General features: G+C 58.6%; 15 protein-coding genes. 13 read left to right on the top strand and 2 right to left on the bottom strand.

Features of this window, described 5'->3' with window-relative positions; translation table 11 throughout:
* Window positions 1-42 precede the first annotated feature (42 nt).
* From ACFOTD_RS26385 to ACFOTD_RS26360, 6 genes are all read left to right on the top strand, one after another.
* The gene (locus tag ACFOTD_RS26385; RefSeq protein ID WP_378122935.1) at window positions 43-2,397 is read left to right on the top strand and encodes a virulence-associated E family protein; all 2,355 of its coding nucleotides are present in this window, start codon (window positions 43-45) and stop codon (window positions 2,395-2,397) included.
* 265 nt (window positions 2,398-2,662) lie between these two features.
* On the top strand, window positions 2,663-2,941 hold the full coding sequence (locus ACFOTD_RS26380; protein WP_378122934.1) for a VRR-NUC domain-containing protein: 279 nt from the start codon (window positions 2,663-2,665) through the stop codon (window positions 2,939-2,941).
* Window positions 2,938-4,305, top strand: a complete 1,368-nt coding sequence (locus ACFOTD_RS26375) for an SNF2-related protein (RefSeq protein WP_378122933.1) — start codon at window positions 2,938-2,940, stop codon at window positions 4,303-4,305. The genes ACFOTD_RS26380 and ACFOTD_RS26375 overlap by 4 nt, the downstream gene beginning before the upstream one ends.
* A gap of 4 nt (window positions 4,306-4,309) precedes the next feature.
* Window positions 4,310-4,567, top strand: a complete 258-nt coding sequence (locus ACFOTD_RS26370; protein ID WP_378122932.1) for a DUF3310 domain-containing protein — start codon at window positions 4,310-4,312, stop codon at window positions 4,565-4,567.
* The gene (locus ACFOTD_RS26365) at window positions 4,554-5,003 is read left to right on the top strand and encodes a hypothetical protein (protein ID WP_378122931.1); all 450 of its coding nucleotides are present in this window, start codon (window positions 4,554-4,556) and stop codon (window positions 5,001-5,003) included. The genes ACFOTD_RS26370 and ACFOTD_RS26365 overlap by 14 nt, the downstream gene beginning before the upstream one ends.
* The gene (locus tag ACFOTD_RS26360) at window positions 4,993-5,454 is read left to right on the top strand and encodes a sigma factor-like helix-turn-helix DNA-binding protein (RefSeq protein WP_378123000.1); all 462 of its coding nucleotides are present in this window, start codon (window positions 4,993-4,995) and stop codon (window positions 5,452-5,454) included. The genes ACFOTD_RS26365 and ACFOTD_RS26360 overlap by 11 nt, the downstream gene beginning before the upstream one ends.
* Before the next feature lie 159 nt (window positions 5,455-5,613).
* Here the strand turns inward: ACFOTD_RS26360 and ACFOTD_RS26355 are convergent, their stop codons facing one another.
* Both ACFOTD_RS26355 and ACFOTD_RS26350 read right to left on the bottom strand, forming a co-directional pair.
* Entirely contained in the window at window positions 5,614-5,805 is a 192-nt protein-coding gene (locus ACFOTD_RS26355) for a hypothetical protein (protein ID WP_378122929.1), read from the bottom strand.
* Between the two features lie 341 nt (window positions 5,806-6,146).
* Window positions 6,147-6,380 (bottom strand): helix-turn-helix domain-containing protein, encoded by a 234-nt coding sequence (locus ACFOTD_RS26350; RefSeq protein WP_378122928.1) that lies wholly within the window; start codon window positions 6,378-6,380, stop codon window positions 6,147-6,149.
* Window positions 6,381-7,122: 742 nt separating this feature from the next.
* Here ACFOTD_RS26350 and ACFOTD_RS26345 point away from each other — a divergent pair.
* The 7 genes from ACFOTD_RS26345 to ACFOTD_RS26315 are packed head-to-tail and all read left to right on the top strand — an operon-like array spanning window position 7,123 to window position 13,786.
* The gene (locus ACFOTD_RS26345) at window positions 7,123-7,656 is read left to right on the top strand and encodes a hypothetical protein (protein WP_378122927.1); all 534 of its coding nucleotides are present in this window, start codon (window positions 7,123-7,125) and stop codon (window positions 7,654-7,656) included.
* On the top strand, window positions 7,643-9,472 hold the full coding sequence (locus ACFOTD_RS26340; RefSeq protein WP_378122926.1) for a phage terminase large subunit family protein: 1,830 nt from the start codon (window positions 7,643-7,645) through the stop codon (window positions 9,470-9,472). Before ACFOTD_RS26345 ends, ACFOTD_RS26340 begins: the two co-directional genes overlap by 14 nt.
* A gap of 22 nt (window positions 9,473-9,494) precedes the next feature.
* Window positions 9,495-9,719, top strand: coding sequence for a DUF6148 family protein (locus ACFOTD_RS26335; RefSeq protein WP_378122925.1), 225 nt, complete (start codon window positions 9,495-9,497; stop codon window positions 9,717-9,719).
* Window positions 9,716-11,287: a phage portal protein gene (locus ACFOTD_RS26330; protein ID WP_378122924.1), complete on the top strand. Its 1,572-nt coding sequence runs from the start codon at window positions 9,716-9,718 to the stop codon at window positions 11,285-11,287. The genes ACFOTD_RS26335 and ACFOTD_RS26330 overlap by 4 nt, the downstream gene beginning before the upstream one ends.
* The gene (locus tag ACFOTD_RS26325) at window positions 11,241-12,359 is read left to right on the top strand and encodes a head maturation protease, ClpP-related (protein WP_378122923.1); all 1,119 of its coding nucleotides are present in this window, start codon (window positions 11,241-11,243) and stop codon (window positions 12,357-12,359) included. The genes ACFOTD_RS26330 and ACFOTD_RS26325 overlap by 47 nt, the downstream gene beginning before the upstream one ends.
* Window positions 12,359-12,724, top strand: coding sequence for a hypothetical protein (locus tag ACFOTD_RS26320; RefSeq protein WP_378122922.1), 366 nt, complete (start codon window positions 12,359-12,361; stop codon window positions 12,722-12,724). The genes ACFOTD_RS26325 and ACFOTD_RS26320 overlap by 1 nt, the downstream gene beginning before the upstream one ends.
* Window positions 12,725-12,736: 12 nt before the next feature.
* Window positions 12,737-13,786: a major capsid protein gene (locus ACFOTD_RS26315; RefSeq protein ID WP_378122921.1), complete on the top strand. Its 1,050-nt coding sequence runs from the start codon at window positions 12,737-12,739 to the stop codon at window positions 13,784-13,786.
* Window positions 13,787-13,794 lie beyond the last annotated feature (8 nt).

The following is a 13,794-nucleotide window of genomic DNA, read 5'->3' as shown; positions in this document are numbered from 1 at the left end:
GTATTCACAAACAAAAAGCTGGGGAAGGAGGACGATTTTCAGATGCAAGAGTTAGACATCAGCTTCGGCAAGCACCGGGCCGACACGAACTGGAAACCTGAATACCTGACCTGGGACGAGTTCGTCGAGCGGTTGGGTAAGGTGTGGCGCACGGCCGAGACGATCGCCCAGTACGACAAGATGTCCGCGGCGGACAAGGGGAAGGCGAAAGACGGTCCGGCTTTTGTCGGCGGGCTGGTCCGCGGCGGGCGGCGCAAGAAGGAGAACGTCGACACGCGCAGCCTGATCACGCTGGACATTGACCGGGCGGACGATGACTTCCTTTTCGCCGTCGAGCTCATCCTGGGCGGCACGGCCTACGTCGTCTACACGACGCACAGCAGCCGGCCGCACGCACCGAAGTATCGCCTGATCGTCCCGTGTGCCCGTGCGCTGTCGCCGGACGAGTACGCGGCCGTTGCGCGCAAGCTCGCGGAGCAGATCGGCATGCACTACTTCGACAAGACGACGTTCGATGTGCACCGGCTCATGTACCTGCCCAGCTGCTCCAAGGATGCGGAGCCGGAGCTGCATGTCGAAGGCGGCGAGCCGCTGGACGTAGACGCCGTGCTGGCGCTGTATGACGATTGGCGCGACGTCATGGCGTGGCCGCGACATGCGGAAGACAAGGCGCCGGTGCTGGCTGGTAAGCGTGCGCAGGATCCGCGCGAGAAGTTCGGCACGATCGGCCTATTCTGCCGGGCGTTTACGATTGAGGAAGGGATCGACGAATTGCTATCGGACATCTACGTCGACGGCAGCATGCCGAATCGCTATACCTACACGGGAGGCACATCGGCCAACGGCCTCGAGGTTTATCCCGAGCAGGATCTGGCGTTCAGCCATCAGGACAGCGACCCGGTCTCGGACGGACGGACGTACAACCTATTCGACCTGGTCCGCGTGCACAAGTTCGGTCATCTCGACGAGCGCGTCAAGGAGTTCACGCCGGACGCCAAGAAGCCGAGCCATATCGCGATGGAACACTTCGCCGCGGCGCGGCCGGAGGTAAAGCGGATGAAGATGGCCGAGCTGCAGGATGAGTACGGCGATATGGATGCTGGCGAGCCCGCGGCGGGTGACGGGGAGCCCGAGCCGGAGGACGACAGCTGGGAAGACGGGCTGGAGGTGCACAGCAAAACCAGCATGCCGCTGCCGACGGCGAGCAATGTCGAGCTGATCCTGACGCATGGCCCGTGGCGCCACGTGCTCGCGTATGACGCGTTCGGCAATACGGAAGTCGTCCGGCGGGCGCTGCCGTGGCGTGACCGGGAGCGTGCCGGGCGGAGCTATGAGCCATGGTTGGGCGCGGACGACAAGCGGCTGCAGCATTGGTTCTCGAAGGTGTATGGCATTAATTCGGCCAAGACGATCCAGAACGCCTTTACGGAGGTCGTGCACAAGAACACGTTCCATCCGATTAAGGCGTACATCGAGAGCGGCAAATGGGACGGCGTACCGCGTGCGGAGCGCCTATTCGTGACCTACCTCGGCGCGGCGGATACGCATTACGTCCGCCAGGTGACACGGAAGATGCTGCTGGCTGCCGTCGCGAGGCTTTATCGGCCAGGATGCAAGTTCGACCAGATGCTGGTTCTGGTGGGGCCGCAGGGGGCCGGCAAGAGCTCGCTTCTCGCAAAGCTTGGCCGGGAGTGGTTCAGCGATTCGTTGCGGACGTTCGAGAATAAGGAAGCCGGCGAGCATCTGCAGTCGGGCTGGATCTTCGAGATCGGCGAGTTGTCGGCCATGAAGCGCGTCGAGGTCGAAGAGGTCAAGGCCTTTTTGTCCAAGACGGAGGACCGTTACCGGGTGGCCTATGATCGGCAGGTTTCGGAGTTCCCGCGCAAATGCGTCTTCTTCGGAACGACGAATACCCGGGACTTCCTTCGGGACGCCACGGGGAACCGCCGGTTCTGGCCCATTGAGGTATTGCCGGAACGGGCGGAGCTGAGTCACTGGGACCATCTCGGCGACGAAGAAGTGAGCCAAATTTGGGCGGAGGTTGTTAGCTGGTTCAGGGCGGGGGAGACCTTAGAGCTGGACAGCGAGGCCCGCGTGGAGGCGGAGAAGCAGCAGGCGGCGCATATGGAGAGCGATCCCCGGGAGGGCATTATTCAGGAATGGCTCGATCAGCCTGTCGAGGATGAGATGGGCCGGGAGACTGAGGAGATTCGCAGCCGGGTCTGTGCGGCCCAAATCTGGACGGAATGCCTCTATAAACGTCGGGGCGATATGAAGCCTTGGGACGGTAAGGAGATCATGGATATTCTTCGCCGCGTACCGGGTTGGGCGGAGCGAAAGAACAAAGCCAAGGTGCCCGGCTATGGTGTTCAGAGGGTGTTCGAGCGGTTGCCGTGACCGGTTGCCGTGAGGTTGCCGAGGTTGCCGTAAAGGGTTGCCGAGGTTGCCGCAAGGTTGCCGGAAAAGCAGATTCACGGCAACGGCTTCCGGCCAGTCACACCAAGGCTTCCCGGCTCCGGTTGCCGTAGTTGCCGTAAATTACCCAGTATTAGAAATATAGATATATAACCATATAGCGGACGGCGCACATATAGGTTAAACGCGTAAAAAACGTGTACGCGCGAAAGGCGTCAACCTTGGCAACCAAAATCAGGAGGTCCATATGCGAGAATCACTTCTAGAACAGAGACTGGTGCGAGAGGTCAAACGCATCGGCGGCATCGCTGCAAAATGGACAAGCCCCGGTAACGGTGGCGTGCCTGACCGGATCGTCATCCTTCCCGGCGGGCAAACGGTCTACGTCGAGATGAAGGCGCCGGGCAAACAGCTAACGCCATTGCAGGAACGCTGGCGTGCAATCCTAATTGGGATGGGGCACCGCCACTACAAGCTGGACAGCGTCGAGTCCATCAACAAATTTATTGCGGATGTGAGTCCATGAAATACAGGCCGCATAGATACCAGGCTTACGCGACTCAGCGAATTATCGAAAGCAACTTCATCGGCCTCTGGCTCGAGATGGGTCTTGGCAAAACGGTCAGCACGCTGACAGCGATCGACCTGCTGCTGAATGATTACTTTGATGCCGAACGGGTTCTTGTTATCGCGCCGCTTCGAGTCGCCGAGGATACTTGGGCCCGTGAAGTTCAGAAATGGGATCACTTAAAGCATCTGCGAATCAGCAAGATTCTAGGCGACGCCGAGACACGCCGCCGGGCATTGAAGGAGCAAGCAGACATTTGGGTGATCAACAGGGAGAACGTGCCTTGGCTGGTGGCTGAGCTTGGCCGGAAATGGAATTTTGACACGGTTATCATCGACGAGGCGAGCAGCTTCAAGAATCCGGATTCCAAGCGCTTCCGGGCTCTCCGCCGGGTTCGTCCGCTGATGCGGCGAATGGTTCAGCTTACCGGTACGCCGGCCCCGAATGGTCTGCTGGACATTTGGGCGCCGATCTATCTACTTGATCGTGGCCAACGGCTATCCCAGACGCTTACAGAGTACCGGGATCAGTATTTTCACAGCATCACCAAGGATTCCATCACGAAGTACCGGCAGAAAAAAGAGTCCGAGGGTCACATCTACAAGAAAATCGAGGACATTACGGTCAGCATGAAGGCAGAGGACTGGCTGGAGCTTCCCGAACGCGTTGACAGGTCAATCCCTGTTACCTTGTCCGCTGAAGGTCGAAAGCTTTATGAGAAGTTGGAGCGTGATTTGCTTCTCCCGTACGCGGATGCGGATGTTGTCGCCAACACGGCCGCCGTGTTGTCGAACAAGCTGCTGCAGATGGCGAGCGGCGCCGTTTACGACGAGGACCGCGGCGTCAAGCAGATCCATGACGCCAAGCTGGACGCGCTGGAGGACATCATCGAGGCGGCGCAGGGCAAGCCGGTTATGGTGTTCTACAACTTCCAGCACAGCCTGAGCCGGATCCAGCAACAATTCCCGCAAGCGCGAACGCTGCGTAAAGGCCGTGACGGTAACGAGGACATTCGGGCATGGAACAGCGACGAGATCCCGCTGCTTCTGCTTCACCCGAAAAGCGCCGGTCACGGCCTCAACCTACAGGAGTCGAGCTGCCAGACGGTGGTCTGGTTCGACCAGATCTGGTCGCTGGAAGAGGACCAGCAGGCCAACGCCCGGGTGCACCGGCAGGGCCAGACGCGGCGGATCGTCGTCATGCGGCTGGTGGCCGAGGGGACGATGGACGAGGAGGCCGTGGCAGCACTGGAGCGTAAGGCAGCCGGCCAGGACGCGCTGATGGAAGCCGTCAAAGCACGCATACAAAAAATCAGGGGATGACACCATGAGCCAACAACAAGAGCACGATCCGGTCAAAAACCCAACGCATTACACCGTCGGCGGCATTCAGGCGATCGACTACATGTTCGCGAAGCTGAGCGCGGAGGAATTCAAAGGGTTGTGCCGCGGCAACGCCCTGAAATACTTGAGCCGCCAGGGACACAAGGCCGGAGGCGCCGAAGATCTTCGGAAAGCGCAGGAGTACCTCGGCTGGCTGGTCAACGTCACGGAGGGGAGGCACTTCCGCGATGCCAAGGTTTAAGACGTCGACACCACGAGCTAACGGCCGGGCGAAACATGACCATATCACTGCGGACATAATACGCCAATTGCAGGCTGAAAACTTAACGATTACTGCAATGGCCGATCGTCTTGAAATCCCGCGCGGTACTATGAGCTGGCTTTTAGCTAAACATAAGCTGTCCGGTACTTCCAAAGGTGTTATGTGGAAGAGAGGACCGCGACCCAAAAAACAACCGGTTGAACGCCCCCATGAAGAAATAAACGAACCGATTATTTTTCCGCCCCTAACGCCGGACATTACGAAATTGATGCATAAATTTTACCCTACGATGCCAAGGACGGCTTTGGCCAAACAGCTGGGCATCCCGAAAACGCAGCTGATCCACTATGCAATCCAACTTGGGCTGAAGTCGGGAGGTGTATGCCTTGAACTGGTCGGAGAGGATGACGCTTGAATACCTGAGGAACCGGAAGAAGATGACGGCTTACCAGCACCGGCTGACGGCGACCGACGGTGCGGATCCGTCCGAGGTGACGCGAGTAAATAGCATGGTGGCAGAAATGGCATGGGTAATCGAGTGGTTACGGACTGGCAGGCAGCCGGGCCTCTCACGCGGGGTGGACCGTCACGGCGCCTATCGAAGCAATAGGCACATCATACTTGACGAGGACCTGTTCCCAAGCTTGCAGGAGCCACCGCGCGCAAACGTCAGCTTGACGGAAGAGCAGCGACTGGAGGCGCTGGCAGCTATTCGTCTGCTGTCGCCGCGGGAACTACAATGCTTGTTGATGCATAAGGTCCAGGGCGAAGGGCCATCGCAAATAGCCTCACGGCTTAGAATATCCGTAAACACGGTAAAATCTAGCTTGCGCCGAGCGAAGCAAAAAATCCCCGGAGCCCAATAAAGACAAGGCTTCCCGGCGATCTTGACACCCGATTGACACCCAAAATTGCTATATATAGAGGGACATTTTACGACTCCTGGTGCGGCGCTGAACCGCTGAGGACGACCTGGTAAAGTCGGATGTCGGCCCGCAGTGAGAGAGGCTGCGGGCTTGTCCTCGCTAACGAACCTTGAACAAGTAGAACGAACGGTTGAAATAGCCGCCGTTAATGCGGACAGCATCGTCGTCGAATGATTCGATCAGTCCGCTGTGTTGGTGGACGCCGTCTTTTTGGATCTCGACGTGCTGCTGATTGCGCTGCGCTTCGGCAAGCTTAGCAGAAGTATCGAGAACGTATCCAGCTTTATACATGTTTATCACCTCTCTGACATAATTCGGCATAATGGGAGGAAATTCCTTCCTACCGGCGAATTGGTAGTGTTGGGGGGTGAGACCAATTCTGCCGGAAGAATTTGCGAACGAGTTAGTAAGTGGCATTGTGAGAATGATTATGGTTCCGATGCTGTGGATTGTAGTTCCAGGGCTGATTGCTGGCTTGGCGAGTCTTCGGATTTCACGAAGTGCTGGAAAGGCAGGCATGATGCTGGGAATGGCGCTTGGCACCTTTGCTTTAATCAAAATTGGGCCTTGGAGTCATATCGTTTGAGTAAAGAAAAACGGGACGCAGTAATGCGCCCCATTTTTTATGCCCGTCACGTACTGGCCTTCTTCTTGTATTTGCTTGCTTCTTCCTTGCGCGCAAGGACGTCGGAGCGCCAGAATAAGCGTTCGCGATTCGTTTCTTTAATCGGCGTCAATTTGCCGCTTGTCACAAACGCGTGGAGGTTTTGCCTGGAACAGTTGAGCAGCTCCGCGGCCTCGGCCGTGCTGACGACTTCATGGGCAATCCATTCGGCCAAAGCTTCCTTGCTTTCGAAGTTGAACATGATGCACCGCCTTATAGTTTGGTCAGAATGACAATCAGGATAACAAGGGTAGCCAAGCAGAGGACGGCAGAGATAGCGGTCAGAATGGCCGTCAATTTGTATAACTTCTCTGGTTTCATGTTTGCCGCTCCTTTTGTGATATAATCAAGGAAAGAAGAACGAACCCTTCGTCTTGCTGGAGGAAGGTCAGGAGCCTTGCGGCTCCTTCCCTTCCTTGCTTGACTACCTCAGGCTAATCAGGGCGATTATGCCAGCGGCGAGGGCGAGTACGGCGTTTACTGTTCCGATGATTGCCGTCATCAGCAGTAACTTCGCAGTCCGTAACTCGATTCGTTCTTCTTTCCTCGTTTTACGCATCTTGTTCACCTCCTCTCTATACTTAAATTATACCAAATATATTTACGTACGTAAATAATTATTTGGATTATTTTGGCCATTTAGCGAAATTATTTTTGCTGTAGAGGAGGGGGAAATACGGTGCAAATCAGACAAGCTGAACACTTGCGAGTTGGCCAAAGGGGAAGCATATGAAGGCCCCGCGCGGGTCCTCCTGGCGCCCGGAAAAGGTGCGGGTGCGCGTGACCCCGATTTTTGCGTAGATACGATTCGGAATTAGTCGCTTCGTTTCATTATGCAACTAGCTGTATGAAAATTCAGGATGAAATAACAGCCCTTAACCCCATGCGGGACAAGGGTTTTTTGCTATTTTCGGGCACGATTTTGGGGAGGTGAAGAGGGAGTTATGGCGAAATCGGGGGCGAATCAAAGCGAAATGATCTTCACGGCGGCGCAGCTGGCCGATTTGCTCGGCTTGACGCCGCGTCGGGTCCAGCAGCTGGCCGAGGAGGGCATCGTCGTCAAGAGCGGTCGCGGGAAGTACGTCGCCGCGGAGAGTGTGCAGAATTACATCCGCCTGCAGGCCGAAGGTGCGGCGGGCAAGTCGGAAGTCGACTATTTCGATGAGCGGGCGCTGCATGAGCGGGCCAAACGCCGCAAAACGGAGCTCGAACTGGCCGTGATGGAGGGCGAATTGCACCGATCGGACGACGTAAAGCTCGTCATGAACGACATGATCGCGGCGTTTCGCTCCCGGATCCTCGCCATGCCCTCGAAGCTCGCACCCCAATTACTGGCGAAAGACGAGCTGCCGGTCATTCTGGAGATGCTGACGCGGGAGGTTCACGACGCTTTGACGGAGCTTTCCGCCTACGATCCGAAGAAATTTTACGCCGCCAGCTCGGAATTCGTGGAGTTGAACGACGATGATCCCGGCTAAACTGGCGAAATTGTTCCGTGGCATCGCGCAGCTGGCCGCCCCGCCGCCGGATCTCACCGTTTCGGAGTGGGCGGACGCTTACCGGCGGCTGTCGCCGGAGGCATCGGCCGAGCCGGGGCAATGGCGGACGAGCCGCGCGCCGTTCCAGCGCGAAGTCATGGACGCGATCAACGATCCGCGGGTTCAGAACATCGTCATGATGTTTTCGGCCCAGGTCGGCAAGACGGAGATCCTGCTGAACGCGATCGGCTACTTCGTCGACCACGATCCGGCGCCGATCATGCTGGTACAGCCGACGGAGCAGATGGCCGAAGCGTTTTCCAAAGACCGGCTCGCGCCGATGATCCGCGACACGCCGTCGCTTGGTAAGAAGATCCGCGACGTGAAGAGCCGGACGACGGGCAACACGCTGCTGCACAAGAAATTCCCCGGCGGGCACATCACGCTCGCGGGATCGAACGCGCCGGCGTCGCTCGCGAGCCGGCCTATTCGCGTTGTGCTGCTCGACGAAGTGGACCGATACCCGGCTTCTGCCGGTACCGAAGGCGACCCGGTCAACCTGGTCACGAAGCGAACGACGACGTTCTGGAACCGCAAGCGCATCATGGTCAGCACGCCGACGATCAAGAACGCCTCCCGGATCGAATTCGCGTACGAGGAGAGCAGCATGGAGCAGTGGTGCCTGCCCTGCCCGAGCTGCGGCGAGCACCAACCGCTGTCCTGGAAGCAGATCCGATTCGAGTACGACGAGGAAACGAAGGCGACGACGAAGGCGGACCATGCTTGCCGGTCGTGCGGCGCGCTCCACGGGGAGCATGAGTGGAAAGCCGGCACCGGCAAGTGGATCGCACGCAAGGACAACGCAAAGACGCGCGGCTTCCACCTGAATGAGCTCGCGAGCACGTTCGTGACGTGGAAGGAGATCGTCCACAACTTTAAAGAGGCCACCAAGGGCGGCAAAGAAATGCTGAAGACGTGGACGAACACGGCGCTGGGTGAGACGTGGGAAGAAACCGGAGAGAAGCTGGACGACGAGCTCCTGTATCAGCGCCGTGAGGACTACGGCGAAGAGGTGGACGTGCCGGAGAAGGCGCTGCTGCTGACGGCCGGCGTGGACACGCAGGACAACCGGCTCGAGGTTGAGGTCGTCGGGTGGGGCCTTGGTAAAGAGAGCTGGGGCATCCAGTACCACGTCATTCACGGCAAGCCGGACCAGCCGGAGACATGGGCGGCGCTCGATGCCTACCTCGCCCGTGAATGGCGGCGCGAGGACGGCGCGCGCATGCTGATCGCCGGCGCCTGTATCGACTCCGGCGGACACTTTACGACAGAGGTCTATAAATACTGCAAGCCGCGCGAGCACCGGCGCATTTACGCGATCAAGGGCGAATCCGGACCGGGCAAGCCGATCATCGCCGGACACAGCCGGACCAAGCGGGAGAAGTGTTTGCTGGTCCGCGTCGGCGTCGATGCCGGCAAGGAACGCATCACCTCGAACCTGAAGCTGGAAGAGTGGGGAGCAGGCTTTTGCCACTTCCCGATCGCGCCGGACAAAGGGTACTCGGAACAGTATTTCCGCGGCCTCACGGCGGAGCGGAAGGTGCTGCGCTTTAACCGCGGGCAGCCTCGATATGAGTGGCAGAAGGTATCCGCGCGAAACGAACCGCTCGACCTTCGGAACTATGCGATGGCTGCGCTGGAGATCGTGCAGCCGAACCTGGATGCATTGGCGCCGGCGGCCGGGCAAACGGCGGGGGCGGTGCCTACGGCTGCGAAGCCTGGCCGCAAGCGCGGCACAATCAGCAGGGGATTATGACGGGAAGGAGGTGAAGGAATTAATGCCTTTGCCAAAAGAACAAATTCAGCTCCATCTGGATGCCTGGTATGCTGCCGACCTGGCCGTATCGACTGGGCAGTCCTACACGATCGGCACGCGCAGCTTGACGCGCGCCAATCTGAAAGAGATCCGCGATAGCATCGCGTATTGGGAGCGGAAGCTAGCGGAAGCCGAGTCCGGCCGCAGCGGCGCTCGCGTCATGCGCGTGGTTCCGCGTGATCTATGAACATCATCGATCGTGCGGTCGCCGCTGTCTCACCGGAGCGCGGGCTGAAGCGAACGGTCGCCCGCAAGAAATTGCAGGTCATGAATTCCGGTTACTCCAATCACGGCGCAAGCCGGACCAAGAAGTCTCTACTTGGGTGGCTATTCCGCGGCGGGTCGCCGGACGAAGACATCATCGATAACCTGGAGACGCTTCGCCAGCGGTCGCGTGACCTTTACATGGGTGGGGCGACACTCGCGACCGGCGCGCTGAAGACGGCCCGGACGAATATCATCGGGACCGGCCTGCGGCTGAAGCCGGCGGTCGATGCGGACTTTCTTGGCCTCTCCGAAGATGAGGCGCAAGAGCTGAAGCGGACGATCGATCGGGAGTTTTCACTGTGGGCAGGCACGACCGCCTGCGACGCGATGCGGATGGACACCTTTTATCAGCTGCAACAGCTCGCTTGCTTATCGTACATGATGAGCGGCGACGTCTTCGGTTTGCTGCCGATCATCCCGCGCCGGCACTCGTTATACGACCTGCGGGTTCGGCTCGTTGAAGCGGACCGCTGCTCCAATCCGCAGAAGATGGAGGGGCGGGACATCGTCGGCGGCGTCGAATGCGACTCTGACGGTGCGGTCGTAGCCTACCATTTTGCGAATAAACATCCGCTCGGCAAGAATATGCCGCGCGAATGGACGCGCGTCGAGGTGTTCGGCGCGGAGACTGGGCGCCGGAACGTCATTCACATGATGGAGAAGGAACGGCCGGAGCAACGCCGCGGCGTGCCCTTCATCGCGCCGGTCATCGAATCGCTGAAACAGCTCGGCCGTTACACTGAAGCGGAGCTGATGGCGGCCGTCGTATCGGGCATGTTTACCGTGTTCATCCAGACGGAGAACGCGGCGGATCCGCTCGCGCCGGTCATCCCTGCCGGCGAGCAGGTGGACCGGGCGGACGAAAACAGTTACGAGCTCGGAAACGGCGCGATCATCGGATTGGGACCAGGCGAAACGGCGAACACGTCGAACCCGGGCCGGCCGAATACCGCATTCGACGGCTTCGTGACGTCGATCCTGCGGCAAGTTGGATCCGCGCTCGAAATCCCGTACGAGCTGCTGGTCAAAAATTTCACGTCGTCTTATTCGGCGAGCCGCGCCGCGCTACTTGAAGCGTGGAAGGCATTCCGGATGCGGCGCAGCTGGCTATCATCGGATTTTTGTCAGCCCATATACGAGGAATGGTTCGCAGAAGCCGTCGCCAAGGGGAGAATCCCGGCGCCCGGCTTTTTTGATGATGACCTGATTCGGCAGGCGTACACGAAAGCCGAATGGCACGGTCCGAGTCCGGGTCAGCTTGACCCATTGAAGGAAGTGCAGGCGGCCGAGAAGCGGATCGCAAACGGACTGAGCACCGGCGAGCGCGAGGCGGCCGAGATCAACGGCAGCGACTACGAGCAGAACCATCGGCAGCTCGTCCGTGAAAAGCGGATGCGCGCGGATGACGGCCTGACAGCTGGCGGAGGAGGTGAACAACAAAATGCCAAGACAGACGACGCCGATCTGGAACGCGACGAAGATCAATAACGGCGCGGAGCTCACGATCTATGCGCCAATCGAGGATGAGGAGTCCTGGTGGTACGATTCCGTATCGCCGAAGGGCGTCATGCGTGCGCTCAAGAATATGGGGAACGTGGACGAGATCCTCGTACGAATCAACAGTCCAGGCGGCAGCGTGTTCGCTGGGCTCGCCATCTACCAGTACCTCAAGGACCACAAGGCGAAGGTGACCGTCAAGGTCGACGGTCTGGCTGCGTCGGCAGCCTCTGTCATTATGATGGCCGGCGACACGATCATCATGGGGACGGGAGCTATGGTTATGGCTCACAATCCATGGGCTGGCCCGATGTATGGCGAGGCGAAGGATTTCAGAGCTGCCGCCGACATGCTTGATAAAACTCAGACGTCCCTCGTCAGCGTCTATCAAGACCGGACAGGGAAGAACGAAGACGACCTTAAGACGATGTTGAATGCATCGACTTGGATGACGGCCGATGAAGCCGTATCCCTGGGATTTGCCGACGAGGTCGACCGGAAGACGAAGGTCGCGGCTACCATCAAAAACGGCATCGCTTCGTTCGGCGGTCAACGCTTTGACCTGCGGGCGTTCGCCTCCATCCCTCCGTTGCCGGAAGCACTGGAGGAAGACGAGGCCGAGGAGGTCGCCGCGGAGGATTCCGCAGAAGAACAACCAGCGCCCGAGAGCGCAGAAGGAGATGACGAGATCATGGATTTGGCAGAACTGAAAGCCAAGCACCCGGATATCCTTAAGGCCGCGGTGCAGGAAGAGCGCGAGCGCATCAAAGCGCTGGACGAAATGGCGACGCCGGCCAATGCCGCACTGATCGCCTCGGCCAAGGAGTCCGGCAAGAGCCCGGAAGCTACCGCTATGGAAATCATCAAGGCGGACAACGAACGCCGGAAGGCGATGGCTGGCAAGCTGAAGAACGACGCCGACAACTCCGGCGTGAACGATGTCGAAACCGACGCTCCGGAAACGGGAACCGACAGCAAGGAAACGAAGGAACAGAAAGACGTGGAGGCCAAGGCGTCGGGTATCGCAGCCCGCGCGGCCGCACTCAGAGGAGGTAAGCGATAATGGCAGAGCAAATCACGGACGTTTTTGCCTGGGACGACCTGTTCGCAGGCCCGCCGCACATTGCGGCGAAGGGTGTCGTTATCTCGGGGGCTGGCACGTATAAGCGCGGCCAGATCTTGCAGTACGTCAGCACGGACGCCGCCGGCGTAGATACGGTCAAGGCCTATGTGGGCGGAACGAATGACGCGCCTTACGCCATCTTGGCGGATCCGGTAGTCGTTGTAACCACGACGGCGCGTGCGTCGGCCTACCTCAGCGGCGAGTATAACCTGGCCGCGTTGCGCATCGACGGCACGATCGCCGTCAAGGACCACGTCGAAAAACTCAGAAAAGTCGGTCTGATTGTCAAGACCGTCGTTAAATAAGGAGGGTCACCCATGGCTGGATATTACGATACGCGCACGCTTTTGGAAGCAAAGCGTCAAATTCCTTCGGTTCTTACCTTCTTGCGGGATCGTTTTACGCGGACGGGTAAGACGTTTCCTACCAAGACGGTAGAAATTGAATACATGAAGGGCAAGCGCCGGCTTGCGCCTTACGTTTCTGAACTTCTGCCGGGCAAAGTTATCGCGCGCGATGGGCGCACGGTCAGCGTAATTGAACCGGCGCTGATTAAGCCAGCCCGTCCGATCACGACGATCGACCTGAGCAAGCGTGGGTTCGGCGAGGACCCCTATTCCGGTAAAACGCCGGAGGAGAGAGCGGAAGAACTTATCGCTTCGGACATGATCGACTTGGACGACACGATCACGAGGCGAGAAGAAGTTGCTTTGTCCGAACTCATTTTCAGTGGCAAGGTTACACAAATCGGCGAAGGCGTTAGCCAAATCATCGATTATAATTTCACGAACAAAGAAATCCTCACGGGTCCGACACTCTGGAGCGAAGATACAAGCAACATCGTGGGGGATCTTGTCCATTGGAAGCAGTTGGTCGCGAAGGCTTCGGGCGGTGCTCCTGGAGTTCTCCTGGTAGCGACGGACGTCGCGAACGCGTTCATCGAGAATGCAAAGATCCAGAAGCTGCTTGATATCCGCGGTTTCACGCTCGGTGGCGTCGCACCTCGGCCGCCTGTTGGCGGTGCGACCTATATCGGCTACTTGAATTATCCGGGTGTCGAGATCTGGAGTTACGACGAATGGTATCTCGATGATACGGATCTTGACGGCAACGGGGATCCGAAGCTCAAGCCGATGGTTCCTGCAGGCACGGTCGCCTTCTTGCCAACCGATCCGCTATTCACGTTCCATTACGGCGGTATCACGATTATGGGTGATGACGGCAATTTCCGTACGATCGAGGGGGATCGCGTACCTGAAAGCTGGGCGGAGAAGAGCCCGGCCGTTCGTTGGTTGCAGATCAGCTCGAAGCCGCTGCCGGTGCCGGTAAATTCGGACGCTTGGTACGTCGCCAAAGTCTTGGAATAGGAGGACCT

Source organism: Cohnella sp. GCM10012308 (assembly GCF_042649185.1).
Lineage (GTDB): Bacteria > Bacillota > Bacilli > Paenibacillales > Paenibacillaceae > Cohnella.
The sequence above is the reverse complement of the archived record's forward strand: the minus strand, read 5'-3'. Positions and strand labels throughout refer to the sequence as shown.

What these genes read in the sequence shown, in the direction of transcription:
- ACFOTD_RS26385 (WP_378122935.1), top strand. Translation starts at nt 43, where the DNA reads ATGCAAGAGTTAGACATCAGCTTCGGCAAGCACCGGGCCGACACGAAC.
- ACFOTD_RS26380 (WP_378122934.1), top strand. Translation starts at nt 2,663, where the DNA reads ATGCGAGAATCACTTCTAGAACAGAGACTGGTGCGAGAGGTCAAACGC.
- ACFOTD_RS26375 (WP_378122933.1), top strand. Translation starts at nt 2,938, where the DNA reads ATGAAATACAGGCCGCATAGATACCAGGCTTACGCGACTCAGCGAATT.
- ACFOTD_RS26370 (WP_378122932.1), top strand. Translation starts at nt 4,310, where the DNA reads ATGAGCCAACAACAAGAGCACGATCCGGTCAAAAACCCAACGCATTAC.
- ACFOTD_RS26365 (WP_378122931.1), top strand. Translation starts at nt 4,554, where the DNA reads ATGCCAAGGTTTAAGACGTCGACACCACGAGCTAACGGCCGGGCGAAA.
- ACFOTD_RS26360 (WP_378123000.1), top strand. Translation starts at nt 4,993, where the DNA reads ATGACGCTTGAATACCTGAGGAACCGGAAGAAGATGACGGCTTACCAG.
- ACFOTD_RS26355 (WP_378122929.1), bottom strand. Translation starts at nt 5,805, where the DNA reads ATGTATAAAGCTGGATACGTTCTCGATACTTCTGCTAAGCTTGCCGAA.
- ACFOTD_RS26350 (WP_378122928.1), bottom strand. Translation starts at nt 6,380, where the DNA reads ATGTTCAACTTCGAAAGCAAGGAAGCTTTGGCCGAATGGATTGCCCAT.
- ACFOTD_RS26345 (WP_378122927.1), top strand. Translation starts at nt 7,123, where the DNA reads ATGGCGAAATCGGGGGCGAATCAAAGCGAAATGATCTTCACGGCGGCG.
- ACFOTD_RS26340 (WP_378122926.1), top strand. Translation starts at nt 7,643, where the DNA reads ATGATCCCGGCTAAACTGGCGAAATTGTTCCGTGGCATCGCGCAGCTG.
- ACFOTD_RS26335 (WP_378122925.1), top strand. Translation starts at nt 9,495, where the DNA reads ATGCCTTTGCCAAAAGAACAAATTCAGCTCCATCTGGATGCCTGGTAT.
- ACFOTD_RS26330 (WP_378122924.1), top strand. Translation starts at nt 9,716, where the DNA reads ATGAACATCATCGATCGTGCGGTCGCCGCTGTCTCACCGGAGCGCGGG.
- ACFOTD_RS26325 (WP_378122923.1), top strand. Translation starts at nt 11,241, where the DNA reads ATGCCAAGACAGACGACGCCGATCTGGAACGCGACGAAGATCAATAAC.
- ACFOTD_RS26320 (WP_378122922.1), top strand. Translation starts at nt 12,359, where the DNA reads ATGGCAGAGCAAATCACGGACGTTTTTGCCTGGGACGACCTGTTCGCA.
- ACFOTD_RS26315 (WP_378122921.1), top strand. Translation starts at nt 12,737, where the DNA reads ATGGCTGGATATTACGATACGCGCACGCTTTTGGAAGCAAAGCGTCAA.